21 protein-coding genes, 1 pseudogene and 1 riboswitch are annotated in these 21,589 nt (G+C 74.2%); of the genes and pseudogenes, 14 read left to right on the top strand and 8 right to left on the bottom strand.

The features are described 5' to 3' along the window. Nucleotides 1-2: 2 nt before the first annotated feature. From BUE41_RS33005 to BUE41_RS23150, 4 genes and pseudogenes are all read left to right on the top strand, one after another. Nucleotides 3-374 (top strand): annotated as a pseudogene (locus BUE41_RS33005) (ABC transporter ATP-binding protein); the annotation flags it as partial. Between the two features lie 56 nt (nt 375-430). Continuing rightward, entirely contained in the window at nt 431-616 is a 186-nt protein-coding gene (locus BUE41_RS32160) for a hypothetical protein (protein ID WP_234997508.1), read from the top strand. A 211-nt stretch (nt 617-827) separates the two neighbouring features. Beyond that, on the top strand, nt 828-1,160 hold the full coding sequence (locus tag BUE41_RS32155; RefSeq protein ID WP_234997506.1) for a hypothetical protein: 333 nt from the start codon (nt 828-830) through the stop codon (nt 1,158-1,160). Nucleotides 1,161-1,284: 124 nt separating this feature from the next. Next, a complete protein-coding gene (locus BUE41_RS23150; protein WP_073459422.1) occupies nt 1,285-2,031 on the top strand; it encodes a DUF981 family protein in 747 nt (248 codons plus the stop codon). 4 nt (nt 2,032-2,035) lie between these two features. Here the strand turns inward: BUE41_RS23150 and BUE41_RS23145 are convergent, their stop codons facing one another. Both BUE41_RS23145 and BUE41_RS23140 read right to left on the bottom strand, forming a co-directional pair. Next, complete coding sequence (locus tag BUE41_RS23145; protein ID WP_200804075.1) at nt 2,036-2,788, bottom strand: ABC transporter permease; 753 nt, start codon at nt 2,786-2,788, stop codon at nt 2,036-2,038. Further along, on the bottom strand, nt 2,785-3,723 hold the full coding sequence (locus BUE41_RS23140) for an ATP-binding cassette domain-containing protein (protein WP_073459420.1): 939 nt from the start codon (nt 3,721-3,723) through the stop codon (nt 2,785-2,787). The genes BUE41_RS23145 and BUE41_RS23140 overlap by 4 nt, the downstream gene beginning before the upstream one ends. Before the next feature lie 43 nt (nt 3,724-3,766). Between BUE41_RS23140 and BUE41_RS23135 the strand changes: the two genes are divergently transcribed. Further along, nucleotides 3,767-4,480: a TetR/AcrR family transcriptional regulator gene (locus tag BUE41_RS23135; protein ID WP_073459419.1), complete on the top strand. Its 714-nt coding sequence runs from the start codon at nt 3,767-3,769 to the stop codon at nt 4,478-4,480. On the opposite strand, the gene BUE41_RS23130 is transcribed toward BUE41_RS23135, so the two are convergent. Next, nucleotides 4,459-4,863, bottom strand: a complete 405-nt coding sequence (locus tag BUE41_RS23130; protein ID WP_073459418.1) for a winged helix-turn-helix transcriptional regulator — start codon at nt 4,861-4,863, stop codon at nt 4,459-4,461. The two genes, BUE41_RS23135 and BUE41_RS23130, sit on opposite strands and share 22 nt — an antisense overlap. A 78-nt stretch (nt 4,864-4,941) precedes the next feature. Here BUE41_RS23130 and BUE41_RS23125 point away from each other — a divergent pair, with 78 nt between their 5' ends. Together BUE41_RS23125 and BUE41_RS23120 are read left to right on the top strand one after the other, a co-directional pair. Next, complete coding sequence (locus BUE41_RS23125; protein ID WP_073459417.1) at nt 4,942-6,276, top strand: MFS transporter; 1,335 nt, start codon at nt 4,942-4,944, stop codon at nt 6,274-6,276. A gap of 63 nt (nt 6,277-6,339) precedes the next feature. Then, on the top strand, nt 6,340-7,347 hold the full coding sequence (locus BUE41_RS23120; RefSeq protein WP_073459416.1) for a maleylacetate reductase: 1,008 nt from the start codon (nt 6,340-6,342) through the stop codon (nt 7,345-7,347). A gap of 91 nt (nt 7,348-7,438) precedes the next feature. Here BUE41_RS23120 and BUE41_RS23115 read toward each other — a convergent pair whose 3' ends face one another. Then, the gene (locus BUE41_RS23115; protein WP_073459415.1) at nt 7,439-8,236 is read right to left on the bottom strand and encodes an alpha/beta fold hydrolase; all 798 of its coding nucleotides are present in this window, start codon (nt 8,234-8,236) and stop codon (nt 7,439-7,441) included. Between the two features lie 82 nt (nt 8,237-8,318). Between BUE41_RS23115 and BUE41_RS23110 the strand changes: the two genes are divergently transcribed. Together BUE41_RS23110 and BUE41_RS23105 are read left to right on the top strand one after the other, a co-directional pair. Further along, nucleotides 8,319-9,656 (top strand): aminotransferase-like domain-containing protein, encoded by a 1,338-nt coding sequence (locus BUE41_RS23110; RefSeq protein WP_200804074.1) that lies wholly within the window; start codon nt 8,319-8,321, stop codon nt 9,654-9,656. A gap of 8 nt (nt 9,657-9,664) precedes the next feature. Beyond that, the gene (locus BUE41_RS23105) at nt 9,665-10,585 is read left to right on the top strand and encodes an asparaginase (protein WP_234997505.1); all 921 of its coding nucleotides are present in this window, start codon (nt 9,665-9,667) and stop codon (nt 10,583-10,585) included. On the opposite strand, the gene BUE41_RS23100 is transcribed toward BUE41_RS23105, so the two are convergent. Next, the gene (locus BUE41_RS23100) at nt 10,582-11,097 is read right to left on the bottom strand and encodes a hypothetical protein (RefSeq protein WP_073459412.1); all 516 of its coding nucleotides are present in this window, start codon (nt 11,095-11,097) and stop codon (nt 10,582-10,584) included. The two genes, BUE41_RS23105 and BUE41_RS23100, sit on opposite strands and share 4 nt — an antisense overlap. A 236-nt stretch (nt 11,098-11,333) precedes the next feature. On the opposite strand from BUE41_RS23100, the gene BUE41_RS23095 reads away from it, so the two are divergent. From BUE41_RS23095 to BUE41_RS23080, 4 genes are read left to right on the top strand one after another with little or no spacing between them, the layout of a single operon-like run. After that, complete coding sequence (locus tag BUE41_RS23095) at nt 11,334-11,741, top strand: pyridoxamine 5'-phosphate oxidase family protein (RefSeq protein WP_073459411.1); 408 nt, start codon at nt 11,334-11,336, stop codon at nt 11,739-11,741. Then, on the top strand, nt 11,738-12,952 hold the full coding sequence (gene cbiE, locus BUE41_RS23090; protein WP_073459409.1) for a precorrin-6y C5,15-methyltransferase (decarboxylating) subunit CbiE: 1,215 nt from the start codon (nt 11,738-11,740) through the stop codon (nt 12,950-12,952). Before BUE41_RS23095 ends, cbiE begins: the two co-directional genes overlap by 4 nt. Before the next feature lie 20 nt (nt 12,953-12,972). Continuing rightward, the gene (locus tag BUE41_RS23085; protein WP_073459407.1) at nt 12,973-13,737 is read left to right on the top strand and encodes a cobalt-precorrin-4/precorrin-4 C(11)-methyltransferase; all 765 of its coding nucleotides are present in this window, start codon (nt 12,973-12,975) and stop codon (nt 13,735-13,737) included. Continuing rightward, nucleotides 13,734-14,477, top strand: a complete 744-nt coding sequence (locus BUE41_RS23080; RefSeq protein ID WP_073459405.1) for a cobalt-precorrin-6A reductase — start codon at nt 13,734-13,736, stop codon at nt 14,475-14,477. Before BUE41_RS23085 ends, BUE41_RS23080 begins: the two co-directional genes overlap by 4 nt. Here BUE41_RS23080 and BUE41_RS23075 read toward each other — a convergent pair whose 3' ends face one another. From BUE41_RS23075 to BUE41_RS23065, 3 genes are read right to left on the bottom strand one after another with little or no spacing between them, the layout of a single operon-like run. After that, nucleotides 14,478-16,040, bottom strand: coding sequence for a precorrin-2 C(20)-methyltransferase (locus BUE41_RS23075; RefSeq protein ID WP_073459403.1), 1,563 nt, complete (start codon nt 16,038-16,040; stop codon nt 14,478-14,480). Further along, nucleotides 16,037-16,663, bottom strand: a complete 627-nt coding sequence (locus BUE41_RS23070) for a precorrin-8X methylmutase (protein ID WP_073459401.1) — start codon at nt 16,661-16,663, stop codon at nt 16,037-16,039. The genes BUE41_RS23075 and BUE41_RS23070 overlap by 4 nt, the downstream gene beginning before the upstream one ends. Then, a complete protein-coding gene (locus BUE41_RS23065) occupies nt 16,660-17,673 on the bottom strand; it encodes a precorrin-3B synthase (RefSeq protein ID WP_143172305.1) in 1,014 nt (337 codons plus the stop codon). The genes BUE41_RS23070 and BUE41_RS23065 overlap by 4 nt, the downstream gene beginning before the upstream one ends. Nucleotides 17,674-17,787: 114 nt before the next feature. After that, nucleotides 17,788-17,919: riboswitch (cobalamin riboswitch) on the top strand. A gap of 34 nt (nt 17,920-17,953) precedes the next feature. On the opposite strand from BUE41_RS23065, the gene cobN reads away from it, so the two are divergent. Further along, nucleotides 17,954-21,562, top strand: a complete 3,609-nt coding sequence (gene cobN, locus BUE41_RS23060; RefSeq protein ID WP_084755685.1) for a cobaltochelatase subunit CobN — start codon at nt 17,954-17,956, stop codon at nt 21,560-21,562. Nucleotides 21,563-21,589: the final 27 nt, after the last annotated feature.

Below are 21,589 nucleotides of genomic sequence, written 5' to 3'. Positions count from 1 at the left end.
CGGTGGTCCGGCTGCGCGGGGCGGGCAAGCGCTACCGGCGCCGCGCGGTGCTCGCCGGGGTGGGCCTCGACCTGGACCCCGGTGCGCCGGTGGTCGTGACCGGGCGGAACGGGTCCGGGAAGTCGACGTTGCTGCGGATCGCCGCGGGCGCGGCAGCGCCCTCGGCGGGCACGGTGCGCGGACGCCCGCCCGTCGTCGGGTACCTGCCGGTGCCGTACCCGGCTTCGGCGCGGATGCCGGTGCGCGACCATCTGCGCCGTCTCGCCGCGGTGCACGGCCGCCCGGCGGAGCACACGCGGGTGCTCGCCGCACTGGGGTTCGACGGTGCGCTCGACGGACCGGTCGCGCAGCTGTCGACGGGCAACGCGCAGAGGGTGGGCCTCGCGCAGGCGATCGGCTGTGCGCCCGGCCTCCTCGTGCTGGACGAGCCGTGGACGGCGCGGCCGCCGTCGCACTGGAACGGCTCCTCGCCGACGTCGTCGAGGCCGGTGCCGCTGTGCTCGTCGCCGACCACACGGGCCGGGCGTTCACGCTGTCCGGGGTGGTGGCGTACGAGCTGGTCGACGGCAGCTCGTGCCGGTCGCACCGCCGGAGCCGGATCCGGCCACCGCCGTGATCGCGCTGCGCTGCCCCGGCGACCCCGCGGCCGTGCTGCGCACACTCCCACCGGTCGAGGTGGTGTGGTGCGACCGCGACTGCCGCACTGTCCGGGTCCGGGCAGTGCGGCACCGACGCCGTGCTGGCGGCGGCGCTCGCGGTGGGCTGCTCGGTGCTGTCGGTGCACCGCAACGACGTCTCCGCGGGGTGGCACCGATCGGGTGGCGCTGATGAGGACGGTGGCCTGCGCGCGGTTCCTGCTGGCCGACGTGCTGCGGTCGCAGCGGGTGCTGCTTCCGGTGATCCTCTGCGCCGGGGCGCTCGCCGTGTTGTACGGGGGCGATCCCGGTGCGCTGCCCGCGCCGTGGGCGGCGTCGGTGCTGGTGCTGTACCCGGTCGCGACGTGGCTGGCGCTGGTGGTCGCCAACACCGAGGATCCGCCTGCGCGGCCGGTCGTGATCGCCGCCGCGGGTGGGACGGGCCGGGTCGTGGTGGCGAGGCTCGCGCTCGCGCTGGCTGGAGGTGCTGCGGTCGTGGTGTGGGCGGTGGAGCGCCGTCGTTGAGCGTCCGCTCGGCAGGAATTCGTTCCTGATTGTCAGGATGCGCCGTGTTCTCGGCTGATCGCCCCCGAGAGAATGCGCCGTCGCATGTGGACGGTTCGCATGGACTGGACAAGGGGGGACCGAGATGCAGACGCTCGTCATGTACAACACCACGGTCGGCGTGATCGCCGGGCTCGTGCTCCTGCTCGTGCCGCGTTTCTGGGCGGTCGTCACCGGCGCGCAGGCGCCGCTGCTGCTGATCGCCCGGGACACGTTCTCCCGGACGGGGTGGGTCGCCGCGTTCGCCGCGCTGGCCCTCGTGCTCTACCCGCTCGCGCTGATCAGCACCGTCACGCATCCCCTGCACAGCGCGAAGACCTGGATCGACACCGTCTTCAGCGAGCCGGCGCTGATCCTGGCCGCCGTGCTCGTCGCCGCGACGTGGTGGCTGGCCCGGCACGCCCGCGCGGACGAGGGGGACCCCGAGCGCATCGACGTCGACCGGCTGCGCGCCGCGCTGGCCCCGGTCACCTGGATCGTGTTCTGGCTCGGCATCGTGCTGGTCGTGTGCGCCGTGGCGATCATCCGGTTCAACGCCGTCGGCGGTGCCCCCGAGGCCGAGCCGATCACCGGTCGGTTCGGTCACCTGCCGGTGCTGGAGAACCTGTTCTTCGGGATCGGGCTCTACGGGCTCTCCGCGATCGGCTGCCTCGTCTTCCCGCGAGCGGTCCGCGGAAACCACCGGGCCTGGCTCACCCTGTACTGGTGCTGGACGCTCGCCGGCCTGGGCTTCGCGGTGTTCAGCGCGCTGAACTTCTACACGCACACCGGAATGCTGATCAACTTCGCCAGCCTGGAGGCGGATCCGGCGAGCCCGATCTTCCTCTGGTGACGGGTCAGCTCGTGCGGCGGCGGAACAGCGCGCCCGCCGCCGCGACCCCGGCCACGAGCAGCCCGGCGCACCACAGCACCGCCGGGACGGCCGGGCTGCTCTCCGCGCCGCCGAGCAGCAGCGCCCGCAGCGTCTCCACCACCGGGGTGGTCGGCTGGTGCGCGGCGAACCCGCGCAGCACCGCGGGCATCGTCTCCGGTGGCACGAACGCGCTGCTCACGTACGGCAGGAACAGCAGAACGAACGCGAGCGCCCCGGCCGCTTCCGGGCCGCGCACGAACAGGCCCCACGCCGCGGCGATCGCCCCGAACGCAGCCATGAACAGCGCCAGCAGGCCCGTGGTCAGCACCCAGTCGAGCGGCGATGCGGCCGGTCGGAACCCGAGCAGCACCGCCACCGCGATCACCACCGCGGTCGAGACGAGGTTGCGCAGCACGCCCGCCACCACGTGCCCGACCAGCAGCGACGCGCCCACCACCGGGAGCGAGCGGATGCGGTCGACCATGCCGGTCGTCAGGTCGTGGTTGACCGACGTGGCCGTCATCGCCGAGCCGTGCGCCGCGCAGAGCACGACGATGCCGGGTACGACGTAGGTGAGGTAGTCGGTGCCGGTGTCGATCGCGCCGCCGAGTACGTAGACGAACGTCAGCAGGATCATCACCGGCAGCACGATCGCGACGATGGTGGCGTCGACGCTGCGCGCGGTGTGCCGCACGCTGCGTCCGATGAGCGTGCCGACCTCGGTCATGACCGTCATGCCGCGACAACCCCGCGGGGCCCGGTGAGGGCGAGGAAGACGTCGTCGAGGGACGGCCGGTGCACCGCGATCCGCTCGACGGGGACGTCGCGGGCGGCCATCAGCGCCAGCAGGTCGCGCACCGCGGCCGCACTGCCGTCCGTCGTGACGTGCAGGGAGAGTCCGGCCTCGTCGATGCGGGCCCGCCCGTCGACCGCGGTGAGCGCGGCGGACAGGGCGGCGGCATCGGGCAGCACCAGCTGCACGGTCTCGCCGCCGATCCGCGACTTCAGCTCGTCCGCCGTGCCCTCGGCGGCCACCTCCCCGCCGGCGAGGACGGTGATGCGGTCGGCGAGGCGGTCGGCCTCCTCCAGGTACTGGGTGGTGAGCAGCACCGTGACCCCCGATCCGGCCAGCTCCTCCACGGCTGCCCATACGTCGCGGCGGCTGCGCGGATCGAGCCCAGTCGTGGGCTCGTCGAGGAACAGCACCTGCGGTTCGCCGACGAGGCTGAGCGCGATGTCGAGCCGGCGCGCCGTGCCGCCGGAGTAGGTGCCCACCCGGCGGTCGGCCGCGTCGAGCAGGTCGAACCGGGCCAGCAGCCGATCGGCCGCGGCGCGCGCCTCCGCCCGGCTCGCGTGCCGCAGCCGCGCCATCATCACGAGGTTCTCCCGTCCGGTGAGCACCTCGTCGACGGCGGCGTGCTGGCCGGTGAGGCTGATGACCCGGCGCACCGCCGCGGGTTCCTCCGTGACGTCGTGCCCGGCCACGACGACCCGTCCGGCGTCGGGTGCGACGAGCGTGGCGAGGACCTTGACCGTCGTCGACTTCCCGGCCCCGTTGGGGCCCAGCAACGCATGCACGCTCCCCTTCGGGACGTGCAGATCCACCCCGGTGAGCGCCGGGTTCGCGCCGTAGGACTTCTGCAGTCCCTCGACGGCGATTGTGTATGTCATAAGCAAAGTATATGCCATACACATCGCATAGGATCAACACTCGATGAGCGACGTGACGCCACTCGAGGCGGTCTGGACGGCCACGCCGGGCCCGGCGCCCCGCGAAGGGCTGACGCTCGACCGCGTCGTCGAGGCCGCGATGGCGATCGCGGACGCCGAGGGTCTCGACGCCGTCTCGATGAGCCGCGTCGCCAAGCGCCTCGGCTTCACCCCGATGGCGATCTACCGGCACGTGGCCAACAAGGAAGAGCTGCTGCTGCACATGCAGAACCGGGCGGTCGGCGTCCCGCCGCCCGAAATCGCGCCCACCGGGGACTGGCGGGCCGACATCACCCGTTGGGCATGGGCAGGCCTCGCGGGCGTCCGCGCCCATCCCTGGTACGTGCAGACGCTCTCGCTGGTCGGCGCGCCGGCCACGCCCAACCAGCTGCTGTGGATCGAGGCCGCGCTGCAGGCACTCGCCCCGACAACGCTCACCGAGGCGGAGAAGATCGAGACGATCCTGCTGATCAACGCGCACGTCATCGCCGACACGACCTTCCGCGCGATCGACGACGCCGCGACCGCTACCGGCAGCAACGAGAAGGTGATGGCCCGGGCGATGGACCCCGAGCGGTTCCCGGCGTTCGTCCGCGCGGCGGCTGCCGGGGCGTTCGCACCCGGACCGGATCCCGCGGCCGAGCGCGACGAGCTGTTCCGGTTCGGCCTCGAACGGATCCTGGACGGGGTGGAGGCCTACCTCTCCCGCTCCGCCTGAGCGCGGGCGTCGTACTCCGCGCGGGCCCGGGCCACCTGCGGGCGGTGCCGCAGCGCCCAGTCCGTCAGGTCGGCGAGGATGGCGGCGAGCTCGCGGGCCTCGGGCGTCAGCGAGTACTCGACCTTCGGCGGCACCGTCGGGTGCACGGTGCGCACCAGCAGGCCGTCGCGCTCGAGGTTGCGCAGGGTCAGCGTCAGCATCCGGCGGCTGATGCCCCGCACGCCGCGCTCCAGTTCGGTGAACCGGATCGGGCCGCGGTCGCCGACCAGCGTCAGGATGCCGATCGCCCACTTCCCGCTGATCCGGTCGAGCAGCTCGTTGAGCGGGCAGATGTGGTCCAGCGGTCCTGCCTGGACGGTCACATCCGTGTGTCCCTGAGACATGAAAGTGCCTTCTTCCCAGCTCGCCAGCGGTGACAGAGCATCGCCTCAGTTACCAATCGTGCACCAAGGAGATGTTCTGTGCCCACCACCGTCCGGTCCCGGACCGGCTTGCGCATGACGGTGCTGGCCGTCGCCCAGTTCCTCGTCGCCGTCGACTTCGACATCGTGTTCGTCGCCCTGCCGCAGATCGGCCGGGCGCTCGGCTTCCCACCGGACGGGCTCCAGTGGGTGGTGTCGGCGTTCACCGTCGTGCTCGGCGGGTTCCTGCTGCTCGGCGGCCGCTGCGCCGACCGGCTCGGGAAGCGCCGGATGTTCGCCGTCGGGATGGCGGTGTTCGGCGCGGCGTCACTCGCGGGCGGGCTCGCCACCACGCCGGCCGCGCTCGTCGCGGCGCGCGCCGTGCAGGGGCTCGGCTCCGCGCTGATCGTGCCGGCGAGCCTCGCCCTGCTCGGGGCCACGTTCGCCGAGGGAGCCGAGCGCAACCGCGCGTTCGCGCTGTGGGGGGTGGCGGGCGCGTCCGGGGCCGCGGTCGGCGCTCTCGGCGGTGGCGCGCTCACCGCCGCGTTCGGCTGGCAGGCCGTGCTGCTCGTCGCCGTGCCGGTCGCGGCCGTGCTCGTCGCGGCCGCCCGGGTGTTCCCCGCCGACGGTCCAGGGCGGCCCGGTGCGTTCGACGCGCCGGGTGCGGTGGTGGCCACCGCCGGGGCGACCGCGCTGGTCTACGGCATCGTCACCCGGGGTTGGGCGATCGTCGCAGGGCTGGCGCTGCTGGTCGTGTTCCTGCTGGTCGAAGCGCGGACGGCGGATCCGCTGCTGCCGCCCCGGCTGCTGCGCGGGCGAGGGATCGCGGTGCCCACCGCTGCGGTGTTCCTCTTCATGGGCGCCGTCGCCGCCGCCTACTACCTGATCACCGTGTTCCTGCAGGACGTCCTCGGGTTCACCCCGCTGGCGGCGGGGCTGGCGTTCGCGCCGATGAGCCTGCTGTCGATGGCCGGGTCCGGATTGCTGTTCCCGCGGCTGCTCAACCGGTACGGCCCGGTGCGGGCGCTGGCCGTCGGGCTCGCCGGGATGGCGGCCGGAGTGGCCGGGGTCGCGATCAGCGTGCCCGCCGAGGACTACGTGGTGACGCTGCCCTGGCTCGTCTGGGCGCTGTTCGCCGGTGTCGCGTACCCGGCCGTCTACCGGGCAGTGGGGGCAGCCGCGCCGGCCGGGGAGCAGGGGGTGGCCGGGGCCGTCGCGTCGACGGCGCAGTACGTCGGCGGGGCCGTCGGGCTGGCCGCGATCCTCGCCGCGACCGGGCTCGACCACGCCGTCGGCGACGCGCTGCCAGGGGCCTTGAGCACCGCCGGGCTGGTGGCGGCGCTCGTCCTCGCCGCCGGGGCGGTGCTGGTGGTGGCGCTGCGTCCCCGCTCGTGATCCGCACTACCACTGACCGGCAGATCCCCCGCGCCCGTGGCGCCGTTGTGGTGGACTCGCCCCGTGGAGCCCTTCATCTACGACGCACTGCCCTCGCGGGTCGTGTTCGGCGCCGGTGCGGCGCGCACCCGGCTCGCCGCCGAGGTCGACCGGCTGGGTGCGAAAGCCGTCCTGCTGGTCGGGTCCGACCGGTACGCGGCGCTGGCCGAACCGTTCGCCGGCCGCGTCCACGGCCGGTTCACCGAGGTCCGCGAGCACGTGCCCGTCGGGACGGCGGAGGCGGCGCGGGCCGCGGCTCGGGGCGCGGACGCGGTGGTCGCGATCGGTGGCGGTTCGGCGATCGGGGCCGCCAAGGCCGTGGCGCTGACCGAGGGGTTGCCGATCGTCGCCGTCCCGACCACGTACGCGGGCTCGGAGATGACCCCGATCTGGGGGCTCACCGAGGGCGGCCGGAAGATCACCGGTACCGATCCGGTCGTGCTGCCGAAGGTGGTCGTCTACGACCCGGAGCTGGTGGCGTCCCTGCCGCGGGACCTCGCCGTGGCGAGCGGGCTGAACGCGATGGCGCACGCCGTCGACGGGATGTGGGCGCCGGGGCGCAACCCGATCAGCGCCGTGCTGGCCGAGGACGGGATCCGCGCGCTGGCCGCCGGCCTGCGCACGGTCGATCCCGAAGAGCTGCTGCGCGGGGCGTGGCTGGGCGCGGCGGCGTTCGCCGTCACGGGATCGGGGCTGCACCACAAGCTCGCGCACGTGCTGGGTGGGATGGGCATGCCGCACGCGCGGACGCACGCGGTGCTGCTGCCGCACGTGCTGGCGTTTAACGCCCCGGGCGCGCCGGAGGCCGCCGAGCGGATCGCCCGCGCGCTCGGGGCGGACGACGCCGTCGCCGGGCTGCGGGCGCTCGCCGACGAGCTGGGGGTGCCGCGCGGGCTGCGGGAGCTCGGCCTGGCCGAGGACCGGCTCGCCGAGGCCGCCCAGCTCGCCGCTCCCGCCGTGCCGAAGGACAACCCGGTCCCGGTGGACGAGACCGGGCTGCGAGAGCTGCTGCGGAGGGCCTGGGCGGGGTGAGGCCGCCGATGGGTGATGCGTCGAGAACGACGTTGCGGTCGTCCGAAACGATGGGATCCCGCCACGGGTTCGTTCTCGACGCTCGGCGGGTTCAAGCGGCCGGGCGCACCCTCCGATCGACGCGAGCCAGCAGCCGGTCGAGGGCCGCGGCGAACACGTCGGGCCGCTCGACCGGCGGCATGTGCGCGGCCCGCTCGACGACCGTGAGCTCGGCGCCCGGGATCTGCGCCAGTTCCTCGGCGGCGGGGAGCGGGGTCAGCTCGTCGTCGGCGCCGACGATCACCGCGGTCGGCACGGCGATGCCGGCCAGCCGGTCCCGGTGATCGGGGCACCAGGCACGCAGCCGGTGCGCCGCCGCGACCCCGGCCGGATCGGCGTCACGCATCATCGCGAGCACGTGCTCGACGATCCTCTCGGAGCAATCTGGTCGGACCATCCGGTACAGCGTCTCGACCGTGTACGGGTCCATGCCCTCGCGCTCCAGACGGTCGGCCAGCGCGTGCCGGGCGGCGGGGTCCGGGTCGGGGCCGGCGGTCGTGTCCACCAGCGCGAGGCCCGCGACCAGGTGCGGGTACCGGTCCTGCAGGTCCAGCGCGACGAGCCCGCCCATCGAGAACCCGACGACGACGGCCGGGGGCACGCGCCGGTCGGCGAGCAGCGTGGCCAGGTCATCCGCATACCCCGCCCAGCTCGCCGGCGGGCCGGAGCTCCGGCCGAAGCCACGCAGGTCGGGGACGATCACCCGGCGCTCGGCCGCGTACCGGTCGACGTGATCGCGCCACATCGTGCGGTCGAACGGCATGCCGTGCACGAACAGCAGCGGTGCGGGACCGTCCGGGCCGTCGTCGTCGAAGGCCAGCACGCCTCCGGGCCGGGACAGGGTGTGCATGCGGGCACCTCCTCGAGTTGACGCCTCGAGCATGACCGGTGCAATATCACAGTTCAATAGCGACAATGATCTCGGAGCAATCGTGGACGACTTCCGCGTCCTGGCTGATGCCGTGGCCGCCGACATCAAGGCCGGGCGGCTCAAGCCCGGAGACCGGCTGCCCACCCAGCGCCGATTCGCCCGCGAGCGCGGCATCGCCGTCTCCACGGCCTCCCGGGTCTACGGTGAGCTGACCCGGCGCGGGCTCGTCGTCGGCGAGGTCGGGCGGGGCACGTTCGTCCGCAGCGGGGACGCCGACCTGCGGCGGGGCGCCGTCGAACCCTCCCCGCGCACCCGGGTCGACCTGGAGCTGAACTTCCCCGTCCTGCCTGGACAGGCCCAGCTGCTGGCCCGCTCGCTCGACGGGATGCTGCGGCCCGAATCGCTCGGCGCCGGGCTGCGCGCCCCGCTCGCCGGCGGCACCCCGGCCGCCCGCGCCGCCGCCGCGGTCGCGCTCTCGCGCTCCGGCTGGACCCCCGCCCCGGAGTGCATCCTCTTCACCGGCAACGGCAAACAGGCGATCTCCACGGCGATCAGCGCGTTCGTCCCGGTCGGCGGGCGGCTCGGGGTGGAGGCGCTGACCTACCCGGTCGTGCGCGGTATCGGCCAGCGGCTCGGGGTGCAGTTCGTGCCGTTGGCCGTCGACGAGGAGGGCGTGCGCCCCGACGCCATCGCCGCGGCCGGTCCGCTCTCGGCGCTCTACCTGCAGCCAACGCACCACAACCCGCTCGGCGTCACGATGTCGCAGCAGCGGCGTGAGGAGCTCGCCGAGGTCGTCGCCGAGCTCGATCTCGTGGTGATCGAGGACCTGATCAACGCGTTCCTCGCCGTCGACGCCCCGCCGCCGCTGGCCGCGTTCGCACCCGAGCGCACGGTCGTCGTCGACAGCCTGAGCAAGCGGCTCGCCCCCGGGCTCTCCGTCGGGTACGTCGTGCCGCCCCCCGGCAAGGTCGGTCGGGTGGCCGGGGCGCTGCGGGCCGCCGGATCGCTGGCGCCGACGTTCGCCGTCGAGGCCACCACTCGGGTGATCAACGACGGCACGCTGCGCCGACTCGAGGAGGCCAAGCGGGCCGACGCCGCCGTGCGGCAGGCCCTCGTCGCGGAGAAGCTCGCCGGGTTCGCGGTGCGCGCCGATCCGCACGCCTACTACTGCTGGTGGGAGCTTCCGGCGCCGTGGCGGGCCGAGATGTTCGTCGCGGCTGCGGCCCGGGCGGGGATCGGCGTCACGCCGGCGGCGGCGTTCGCCGTCGGGTCCGCGCACGCGCCCAACGCGGTGCGCCTGGCGCTGGCCATCCCGCCGCTGCCCGTGCTCGGCGAGGCCCTCGACACGTTGGCGACGATCGCCCGCGGTAACCCGGGCGACGAGGGCGGGACTGAATGAGGGCGGGCGTGCTCGCCCGTGTCGTGCGCGGCGGGTTCGTCGAGTCCGTGCACCTCGGGCACGCGGTCGCCCGGGACGGCGGCGGGCGGACCGTCTGGTCGATCGGCGACCCCGCCACGACGTTCCTGCCCCGCTCCGCGCTCAAGCCGGTGCAGGCCGTCGCGATGCTCGAGCACGGCCTCGACCTGTCCGGTGAGCTGCTCGCCCTCGCCGCGGCCAGCCACTCCGGCGAGCCCGCCCACCGCGCCGGCGTCGCCGGGATCCTGGCCGGCGCCGGCTTCGCCGAGGCGGACCTGCAGAACACCCCTGCCCTGCCGTGGGACGCGCAGGCAGCGTTCGCGTGGCGAGCCGCCGGGCGCGGCCCCGAACCGATCGCGCAGAACTGCTCCGGCAAGCACGCGGCCATGCTCGCGACGTGCGTCGCCGCCGGTTGGGATCCCACCGGCTACCGCGATCCCGGGCATCCGCTGCAGCGCGCCGTCCGGGCCGCGATCGCCCGGCTGACCGGGGACGGCGACCCGGCGGTCACCACCGTCGACGGCTGCGGCGCCCCGCTCTTCTCCTGCACCGTGGCCGGCCTAGCCGAGGCGTTCGCCCGGATCGCTGCGGCCGCGCCGGACACCGCGGAGGGCCGCGTGGCTGCGGCGATGCGCGCGCACCCGTGGTGGGTGTCCGGCACCGGGCGGCTGGAGGTCGAGCTGGCCGCGGCCGTCCCCGGTGCGATCGGGAAGATCGGCGCCGAGGGCGTGTTCGCCGCCGCCCTGCCCGACGGCCGGGCGCTGGCCGTCAAGGTGCTCGACGGTGCGGCGCGGCCGCTCCCGGTCGTGGTCGCGGCCGCTCTGCGGGCGCTCGGCGAGACCGAGCTCGGCACGTTCGGCGAGGTGCCGGTGCTCGGCCACGGTGTGCCGGTCGGCCGGCTCGAGCTCTAGTTCTGCCCCGCCTTCTCGCCCGTGGGCGTGATCACCGACCAGCCGTTCTCGCCGTGGTGGCCCGCCGTGGTGAGGCCGGGCTCGTCGGTCGCGTTGTAGTACAGCGGCCAGCCGCCGAGGGTGAGCTGCACGGTCCCGTCCGGGCGGGTCAGCTGCCCGACCTTCGACCTGTCCACGCCCAGCAGCGCAGGCTCCTGCCCCTCGGGGAGCAGCACCGGCTTCCACGTCTCGGTGCAGGGGCCGGTGCAGTTGCTGGTCGGCGGCGTGGCGGAGTCGGCGTCGGAGCGGTAGAGCAACCGGCCCGCCCCGTCCGTGGTGACGACGCCGAGCGGTCCGCTCTGCACGGCCCACAGCTCGGGCAGGCCGCTGTCGTGCCCGGAGTGGCCGGCGGGCGCGGCGACGACGGGCTCGGGCGCCGGTTCCGCCGGCGCGCCGCCGCCGCAGCCGGACACCAGAAGGGCGGTGAGGACACCCGCCGCGGCCGCGGCGGGGATGCGGAATGGGGAGCGCATGCGGCCACCGTCCCTCAGGGCTGCCTGCCGTGACCGCCTCCGTCGCCCGGACGTCGCCGGCGCGCGGCGAGCGCGGCCCCGACTCGTCCGAGTGGTCGAACATCATCTGCTGACCTGCGGCTCGACGGTGAACGGTCGGCCGCTGACGGTCACCTGCCGTGATCGTCGCCGCTCCACCGCACCCTCGTTGGGTGGGTGCGCCGGGAGCCGCGGTGGGCGGTGGTGACAATGACCGCATGGGCAACCCGCTGGCCGAGACGTCCGACGAGTTCCGCGAGTTCTGGGCCGAACGCCGGGTCTGCCTGCTCGCCACGGTCTCCCCGGACGGCACCCCGCACGTCGTCGCCGTCGGGGTGACCGTCGATCCCGACGCCGGGCTGGCACGGGTGATCACGCGGCGGGGCTCCAAGAAGGTCCGCAACGTACTCGCGCACGGCGACGCCGGTGCCCGCGCCTCCGTCACCTGCCACGACGGGTTCCGCCGCTGGTCCACGCTGCAGGGCGTGGCGCACGTGCGCACCGACCGCGAGTCGGTCGCCGAGGCCGAGCGGCGCTACGCGCAGCGGTACCGTCAGCCGCGGGAGAACCCGGAGCGGGTCGTGATCGAGATCGCCGTCGATCGGCTGTTGGGCAGCGTGAAGTGAGCGGCGTGGAGGTCACCGTCGTCGGCGTCGGGGCCGACGGCTGGGCCGGGCTCACCGATCCCGCGCGCGCCGCGATCACCGACGCAGAGGTCGTGCTCGGCGGTCGGCGCCAGCTCGACCTGGTGGCCGGCCGCACCACCGCCGAGCTGGTGGCTTGGCCGTCGCCCATGCTGCCGCGGCTGGCCGCGTTCCTCGACGGCTTCGCCGGGCGCCGGGTCGTCGCACTGGCCAGCGGCGATCCCATGTTCTACGGCCTGGGCGGCACGCTCGTGCGGGTGCTGGGCACCGAGCGGGTCCGGGTGATCGGGCACCCGTCGTCGGTGTCGCTGGCCTGTGCCCGGCTGGGCTGGCCCGCCGACGACGTCGAGGTCGTCTCCGTCGTCGGGCGCCCGCTGGACCGGCTGCGCCGCGTGCTCGCCGACCGGCGGCGCATCCTCGTCCTGTCCGCGGGCGCAGACACCCCCGCGGAGATCGCCGCCCTGCTCATCGAGGCCGGGTTCGGCGCCACCGAGATGACGGTGCTGGAGCAGCTCGGCGGGCCGGACGAGCGCCGCGTCGACGGTGTGGCGGCCGAGTGGACGGCCGAGGTCGATCCGCTGAACATCGTCGCGCTGCAGTGCCGCGGCGACTCCGGGCTCGGCGAGACCCCCGGCCTGCCCGACGACGCCTACCAGCACGACGGGCAGCTGACCAAGCGGGAGGTCCGAGCGGTCACCCTGGCCCACCTCGCGCCGCGGCCCGGTGAGCTGCTGTGGGACGTCGGCGCGGGCAGCGGCTCGATCGGCATCGAGTGGATGCGCGCTCACCCGAGCTGCCGGGCGATCGCGATCGAGGCCGATCCCGGCCGCGCGACCGTGATCAGCGCCAACGCTGCTGCGCTCGGCGTGCCCGAGCTGCGGGTCGTGGTGGGCAGGGCCCCGGAGTCCCTGTCCGGGCTACCGCAGCCGGATGTGATCTTCATCGGGGGCGGACTCACCCGCGAGGGCGTGCTGCCCGCGTGCCTGGCCGCGGTGCGGCCGGGCGGGCGGATCGTCGCCAACGCCGTCACCGTCGAGTCGGAAGCCGCGCTCGCTGCTGCTCACGCTGCTCACGGCGGGCGGTTGGTGCGGATCTCGGTGGCGCGCGCCGGGCCCGTCGGGGGCTTCCACGGCTGGCGCCCGGCCATGCCCGTCACGATCTGGAGCGCGACCCGTCCCACCGAGCCCGCCTGACGCGCTGGTAGGACTGGTTCGTGACCGTGCACTTCATCGGCGCGGGTCCGGGCGCGGTCGATCTGCTCACCCTGCGCGCCCGCGACCTGATCGCCTCTTCCCCGGTGTGCCTGTACGCCGGCACCTACGTGCCCCCGGAGATGCTGGAGCTCTGCCCGCCGGGGGCGCGGCTGGTCGACACCGCGGACCTGTCCCTGTCCCAGATCGTCGACGAGATGATCGCCGCGCACGGCGAGGGCCTCGACGTGGCGCGGCTCGCGTCCGGCGATCTGTCGGTGTTCTCCGCGGTGGCCGAGCAGATGCGCCGGCTCGACGAGGCCGGGGTGCCCTACGACCTGTGTCCCGGGGTGCCCGCGTACGGCGCCGCGTCGGCGGTGCTCAAGCGCGAGCTGACGGTGCCGACGATCGCCCAGACCGTCACTCTGACGAGGATCGCGGCGGTGGCCACCCCGATGCCCGACGCGGAGGGGCTGAGCAAGCTGACCGCGGCCGCCGGGACGCTGGTGCTGCACCTGTCGGTGCACCGCATCGAGGAGGTCGTCGAGGCGATCGAGCACGTGCACGGGCCGGACGCGCCCGCGGCGGTGGTGGCGTGGGCGAGCCGGGAGAACGAGATCGTGCTGCGCGGGCCGCTGTCGACGATGCCGGACGCGGTCCGCGAGGCCGGCATCACGATGGCGGCGGTGATCATCGTCGGGCCGGCGCTCGCGGCCGAGCACTTCCCGGACAGCCACCTGTACTCGGACTCCCGGCCGCGGCACTCGTCGAGGACGGACCAGGCGTGACGGGACCGGTCCTGATCCTCGGTGGCACGACGGAGGCGCGCGAGCTGGCCGGTGACCTCGTCGGCGAGCACCGGGTGATCACGTCGCTGGCCGGGCGGGTGCGCGCGCCCAAGCCGCTGCCGGGCGAGGTGCGCATCGGCGGCTTCGGCGGGGTGGACGGGCTGGTGGAGTGGCTGCGGACGGAGCGCGTCGCAGCGGTCGTCGACGCCACGCATCCGTTCGCGGCCCAGATGACCGAGCACGCGGTCGCCGCGACCGCGCAGGCCGGGGTGCCGTACCTGCGGCTGGACCGGCCCGGGTTCCCGCCCGACCCGGCGTGGACGGTCGTGCCGACCTTGGCGGCGGCCCCGGCCGCGCTGACCGGCGACCGGGTGTTCCTCACGACCGGCCGCCAGCACCTCGCCGTGTTCGCCGACTGTCCGCAGTGGTTCCTCGTGCGCGCGGTCGATCCGCCGACCGGGCCCGCACCCGCGCGCATGCAGGTGCTGCTGGACCGCGGCCCGTTCACCGTCGAGGGGGAGCGGAAGCTGCTCCGCGAGCACCGCATCGACGTGCTCGTCACGAAGGACAGCGGCGGCGGTGCCACGGCGGCGAAGCTGGAGGCGGCCCGCACCGAAGAGGTCGCCGTGGTGCTGGTCGCCCGCCCGCCGGCCCCGGCCGGGGTGGCGACGGTCGCCGACGTGGCCTCGGCCGCGGAGTGGGTCCGCACCACCCTCGCGTCGAGAACGAACTCGTGGTGATCAATTCGGCCTGTTGATCACCACAGGTTCGTTCTCGACGGGGACCCAGCGCGGGGTGTAGACCGCCGGGCCGTCCGCGCGCTGCACCACCCGGGTGCGGGACGAGCCGATGATCACCAGCGTGCGCATGTCCACCTGCTCGGGATCCAGCTCGGCGAGCGTCGTGATCGTGATGCGCTCGCCCGGCCCGCCGACGTCGCGGCCGAGGACGACGGGGGTGTCGGGGGCGCGGTGTTGGAGCAGGAGGTCGCGGGCGGCGCCGAGCTGCCAGGGGCGGGCTGTGGAGCGGGGGTTGTAGATGGCGATGGCGAGGTCGGCTGCGGCGGCGGCGATGAGGCGGTTGGTGATGACTGGCCAGGGTTTGAGGCGGTCGGAGAGGGAGATGACGGCGTGGTCGTGGCCGAGGGGGGCGCCGGCGGCGGCGGCGACGGCGCTGGCGGCGGTGACGCCGGGGAGGACGCGGATCGGGATGTGGCGGTACTTGTCCTGGGCGGCGACTTCGTGGACGGCGGCGGCCATGGCGAAGATGCCGGGGTCGCCGCCGGAGACGACGGCGACGCGGCGGCCGGTGGCAGCGAGGTCGAGGGCGTGGGCGGCGCGGTCGGCTTCGACGCGGTTGTCGCTGGGGTGGCGGGTCTGGCGCGGGTTGGGTGGGACGCGGTCGAGGTAGGGGCCGTAGCCGATCAGGTCGTCGACGTCGGCGAGTGCGGCGGCGGCTTGGGGGGTCAGCCAGTCGCGTCCGGCGGGGCCGGTGCCGACCACGACGACTTCACCGACGGACTCGCCGCCGATTTCACCGGCGTTCTCGCGGGTGGTGGTGTTGGTGCTGTGGGGCTGGGTGGCGGCGGTGGTGCCGGGCACGATCGCGATCGCGAAGTAGGGCACGGAGGCGGGGTCGACGTCGTTGACGTGGGCGGTGTGTTGGTGGGGGGTGGTGGCGTGGGCGACGTAGAGGGCGTCGCGGCCGGAGTCGGTGATGGCGGCGGCGACGGTGGGGAAGGTACGGCCGAGTTTGAGGATCGCGGCGGCGTCGGTGTCGGCGAGGCGGCGGGCGAGTTCGTCGCGGGGCAGGGTGCCGGGCAGGACGGTGAGGACCTCGTCGCGTTCGACCAAGGGTTGGGCGAGGGCGGCGGTGGCGCCGGCGAGGGAGGTGACGCCGGGCACGATGTGGGTGCGGTAGCGGTGGGCGAGGCGTTTGTGCAGGTGCATGTAGGAGCTGTAGAACAGCGGATCGCCTTCGGCGAGCAGGACCACGTCGCGGCCGGCGTCGAGGTGTGCGGCGAGCCGGGTGGCGGCGTGGGTGTAGAACTCGTCGATGGCGCCTTGGTAACCGCCCGGGTGGTCGGTGGTTTCGGTGGTGACCGGGTAGATCAGGGGTTCTTCGATCTGTCCGGGCCGCAGGTAGGGTTCGGCGATGCGGCGGGCGTGTGAGCGGCCGTGGCGAGCGGCGTGGTAGGCGATCACCGGTGCGGCCGTGATCAGCCGGGCGGCTTTCACGGTGACCAGCTCCGGGTCTCCTGGGCCGACGCCGACGCCGTAGAGGGTGCCCTGCTGGACGGTCACAGGATTTCCTTCGCGGTGGCCAAGGCGTTGACGGCGGCGGCGGTGATGGCTGAGCCGCCGCGGCGGCCGTGCACCACCAGATGCTCCAGATCGGTGCGGGTGAGAGCGGACTTGGACTCGGCGGCGCCGATGAACCCGACCGGGATCCCGATCACCGCGGCGGGTCGGGGTGCGCCGGCGTCGAGCATGTCGAGCAGGTGGAACAGCGCGGTGGGGGCGTTGCCGATCGCGACCACCGCACCGGCCAGGTGCGGGCGCCACAGCTCCAGCGCCGCCGCCGAACGGGTGGTGCCCAGCTCGTCGGCCAGCGCGCCGACGTCGGGATGGCGCAGGGTGCAGATGACCTCGTTGTCGGCCGGCAACCGGGAACGGGTGATACCGGACGCGACCATCTGCGCGTCGCACAGGATCGGCGCCCCACCCTGCAGCGCGGTCCGCGCGGCGGTCACGACCCCCGGGCTGAACCCCACATCAGCGGCCAGATCCACCTGACCACACGCATGGATCATGCGCACCACCACCTGCGCCACATCCGCCGGGAACCGAGCCAGATCCGCCTCCGCCCGGATCGTCGCGAACGACCGCCGATAGATCTCCGCACCATCGCGGACGTAGTCCCTCACAGGTAGTGCTCTCCCGCCACGAACTCGATGTGCTCCCCGCGCGGCGCCCCGCAGCGGCGCGCGCAGCCCGACACGTGCACCCGCCCCGCGGGCAGCCGGCCCGCCGCCAGCGCCGCCCGGGTGTCGGCCCGGACGTCGGCCAGCGCCTTCGCGCAGCCCGGCCTCCCGGCGCACGCGGAGACCCGCGCGATCTCCGGATCCGTCGGCAGCCCGTCCGGGACGTGCGTGGGCTCGACCAGGATCACCGTCCGCCACGGGGTCACCACCGCGGACGGAGCGGCGTCGGCCATCGCGTGCACCTGCGCGGCCGTCAGCTCGCCGAGGACCGGGGCGACGACGACGTGCGGCGGGGGAGCGGCCGGAGATCCACCTCCCCGCCGGCTGGCAGGCAGGTCGCGTTCGCGCAGGACTCGCACCATCACCGACCGCTCCGCCTCGCCAAGCTCCTGCACCCGCCACTGCGTCGACCGCACCGCCAGGAACGCCTCCGCCGCGGCGAGCAGCGCCGCGACCGGGTCGACGTCCACCAACCCGGCGTCGCGCCCGGCGAGCAGCACCCGCCCCGTCTGCCAGCACACGTCCGGCTCCTGCGCGAGGATGTCGCCGCGACCGTCGTCGAGCCCGAAGAGGAACCGCCCGGGCAGCCGCGCCAGCCCCGGCCGTGCGCACAGTTGCCCGTCGAGCTCCCGCGCGACCTCGGCCAGCCCGGACAGCGGAGTCGCCTGGATGTTGCGCACCCGCTCGTGCGTCCGCGACGGCAGCAGGCCCGCCGCGGTCAGCCGCTGCGCCGCCGACGGGTCGGTGCGGTCCAGGCCGCGCAGCTGCAGATTGCCCCGCGACGTCAGGTGGACGTGACCGTCGCCCAGCTCGGCGGCCAGATCGGCCACCGCGTGCAGCTGGACGGAGGTGATCACCCCACCGGGCACCCGGATGCGCGCCAGCGCGCCGTCGGCGGCGTCGTGCGGCGCGAAGACGCCGGGGCAGGCGTCGGGTACGGCTCGGACGGACACCGGGTCACTGTAGGTCAGCACCGCGCCCCCGCCCCGCGATGCCGATCACGTCACCCCGCTACCACAACCATCGGGCAGTGCGCCCGTGGACCTGCGCCATAACGGTGACGCGGGAAACGTGGTTACAGTGCAGGCGAACCGACAACGGCGAGCGGTGCCAGGAAGCCGGTGCGAGTCCGGCGCGGTCCCGCCACTGTGACCCCCGTCGCGGGGGAGCCAGACACTGCCCCTCGCCGTCCGCCGTGACCCGGGACGCGGATCCCAGGAAGGTGCTCCCCGCGTGCAGCCATCGACCGAGCCCACGATCCTGCTGCTCTCCACGTCGGACACCGACTTGCTGTCGGCCAGGGCGTCGGGCGCGGCGTACCGGCTGGCCAACCCGGCCCGGCTGCTCCTCGACGATCTCCCCGCCCTGCTGGACGGGGCGGCGATCGTGGTCGTGCGGATCCTCGGCGGCCGCCGGGCCTGGGAGGACGGCCTCGCCGCCGTCCAGGCGTCCGGGGTGCCGCTCGTGGCGCTCGGCGGGGAGCAGTCGCCGGACGCGGAGATGCTGGAGCAGTCGTCGGTCCCGGCGGGTGTCGCGGCGCAGGCGCACACCTACTTCGCCCAGGGCGGCCCGGAGAACCTCGCCCAGGTCCACGCCTTCCTCACCGACACCGTGCTGCTCACCGGCCGCGGGTTCGCCCCGCCCGTCGAGCTGCCGAGCTGGGGGATCCTGGAACGCGACGCGCGCCGGGTCGACGGGCCGACGGTCGCCGTCCTCTACTACCGGGCCCAGCAGCTGGCCGGCAACACCGCCTACGTCGAAGCGCTCTGCAGCGCGCTCGAGGACGCCGGCGCCCGCCCGCTGCCCGTCTACTGCGCGTCGCTGCGCGCCGCCGAACCCGAGCTGATCGACGTGCTGCGCACCGCCGACGCGCTGGTCGTCACGGTGCTCGCCGCCGGAGGGACCCGGCCCGCGACCGCCGGCGCCGGTGGCGACGACGAGGCGTGGGACATCGGCGAGCTCGCGGCCCTCGACGTGCCGATCCTGCAGGGCCTGTGCCTGACCACCAGCCGCGCCGACTGGGCCGAGAACGACGACGGGCTCTCCCCGCTCGACGTGGCCACCCAGGTCGCCGTCCCCGAGTTCGACGGCCGGCTGATCACGGTGCCGTTCTCGTTCAAGGAGTTCGACGACGACGGCCTGTCGACCTACGTTCCCGATCCCGAGCGCGCCGCCCGCGTCGCCGGTATCGCGGTGCGCCACGCTCGGCTGCGCCACATCCCGAACGCCGAGAAGCGCATCGTGCTGATGCTCAGCGCGTACCCGACGAAGCACGCGCGGATCGGCAACGCCGTCGGCCTGGACACCCCGGCGAGCGCGATCGCGCTGCTCGACGCGCTGCGCGAGGCCGGTTACACCGTCGGCGAGCTGCCCCGCACCGGCGACGACCTGATGAAGGAGATCATCGCCGCCGGCGGCCAGGATCCGGACTGGCTCACCGAGGAACAGCTCGCCGGCAACCCCGTGCGGATCTCCGGGGAGACCTACCGCCGCTGGTACGACCAGCTGCCGCAGGACTTCCGCGAGGAGGTGGAGCGGCACTGGGGCCCGCCGCCCGGCGAGGTGTTCGTCGACCGCGGCGACATCGTCGTGGCCGCTCTCCTGGCCGGCAACGTCGTGATCATGGTGCAGCCGCCGCGCGGGTTCGGCGAGAACCCGGTCGCGATCTACCACGATCCCGATCTGCCGCCGTCGCACCACTACCTCGGCGCGTACCGCTGGATCGCCGCACCGCGCGAGGAGGGCGGCTTCGGCGCCGACGCGATCGTGCACCTGGGCAAGCACGGCAACCTCGAGTGGCTGCCGGGCAAGACGCTCGGCATGAGCGCGAGCTGCGCCAGCGACGCCGCACTCGGCGATCTGCCGCTGATCTACCCGTTCCTGGTCAACGACCCCGGCGAGGGTACGCAGGCCAAGCGGCGGGCGCACGCCACGCTCGTCGACCACCTGGTCCCGCCGATGGCCCGCGCGGAGACCTACGGCGACATCGCCCGGCTGGAGCAGCTGCTCGACGAGCACTCCACCGTCGCCGCGCTCGATCCCGCCAAGCTCCCGGCCGTCCGCCAGCAGATCTGGACGCTGATGCAGGCGGCCAAGCTCGACCACGATCTCGGCATCACCGAGCAGCCGGACGAGGAGCGGTTCGACGACTTCCTGCTGCACGTCGACGGTTGGCTGTGCGAGATCAAGGACGTGCAGATCCGCGACGGGCTGCACGTGCTCGGTGAGGCCCCGACCGGGCGGGCCCGCGTCGATCTCGTGCTCGCGATGCTGCGGGCCCGGCAGATGTGGGGCGGCGAGCAGACCCTGCCCGGGCTGCGCGAGGCGCTCGGCCTGACCGACGACGCGCCGAAGGCCCGCGTCGACGAGGTCGAGGCGCTGGCCCGCGCGCTCGTGGCGGACATGGAGGAGGCGGGCTGGGACCCAGCCGCCGTCCCCGAGGTGGTGGCGCGGCGAGAACGAACCTGTGGTGATCAACAGGCCGATTCGATCACCGCAACTTCGTTCTCGACGCAGCAGCGCGCACAGGTGGAGGCCGTGCTGCGGTTCGCCGCCACCGAGGTGGTGCCCCGGCTGAACGGGACCGCGCGCGAGATCCCGCAGGTGCTGCACGCCCTGGACGGCGGGTTCATCGAAGCCGGCCCGTCCGGCTCCCCGCTGCGCGGGCTGATCAACGTGCTGCCCACCGGCCGGAACTTCTACTCGGTCGACCCGAAGGCCGTCCCCAGCCGGCTGGCGTGGGAGACCGGGCAGGCGATGGCCGAGTCGCTCATCGAGCGCTACCGCGCCGACCACGACGGCGCGTACCCGCAGAGCGTGGGCCTGTCGGTGTGGGGCACCAGTGCGATGCGCACCGCGGGCGACGACGTCGCCGAGGTGTTCGCCCTGCTCGGCGTGCGCCCGGTGTGGGACGAGGCCAGCCGCCGCGTGACCCGCCTCGAGGTGATCGACCTCGCCGAGCTGGGCCGTCCGCGCATCGACGTCACCGTGCGCATCTCCGGCTTCTTCCGCGACGCGTTCCCGCACGTCCTGGCCCTGCTCGACGACGCGGTGCAGATGGTCGCCGCCCTCGACGAGCCGCCGGAGCAGAACTTCGTGCGCGCCGCCGGCGAGGAGCGGCCGCTGCGGATCTTCGGCTCCAAGCCCGGCACGTACGGGGCGGGGCTGCTGCAGCTGATGGACTCGCGCAACTGGCGCGACGACGCCGACCTGGCCGAGGTCTACACCACGTGGGGCGGCTACGCCTACGGCCGCGGGCTCGACGGTGTCCCCGCCCGCGACGCGATGGAGCGGGCGTACCGGCGGATCACGGTCGCGGCGAAGAACACCGACACCCGCGAGCACGACATCGCCGACTCCGACGACTACTACCAGTACCACGGCGGCATGATCGCCACGGTCCGCGCGCTCACCGGGCGGGCGCCGGAGGCCTACATCGGCGACTCGACGCGGCCGGAGTCGGTGAAGACCCGCACCCTGCACGAGGAGACCGCTCGGGTGTTCCGCGCTCGCGTGGTCAACCCGCGCTGGATCCAGGCGATGCGCCGGCACGGCTACAAGGGCGCGTTCGAGATGGCCGCCACCGTCGACTACCTGTTCGGCTACGACGCCACCGCTGGCGTCGTCGCGGACTGGATGTACGAGAAGCTGACCGCCGAGTACGTCCTCGATCCCGACAACCGCAAGTTCCTGCAGGAGTCCAACCCGTGGGCGCTGCACGGGATGGCGGAGCGGCTGCTGGAGGCCGTCGAGCGGAGGATGTGGGAGTCACCGGAGCCGGAGACGCTGGCCGCGCTGCGCCAGGCGTACCTGGAGACGGAGGGCGAGCTCGAGGGTGAGTGAAAGCCGACCGATTTTCCTATAGTGAAC

The sequence above is a fragment of the Pseudonocardia thermophila genome, assembly GCF_900142365.1.
In the GTDB taxonomy this organism is placed as follows: Bacteria; Actinomycetota; Actinomycetes; order Mycobacteriales; family Pseudonocardiaceae; genus Pseudonocardia; species Pseudonocardia thermophila.
Note: the sequence above shows the minus strand (reverse complement) of the source record. Positions and strands in the feature narration are given on the sequence as shown.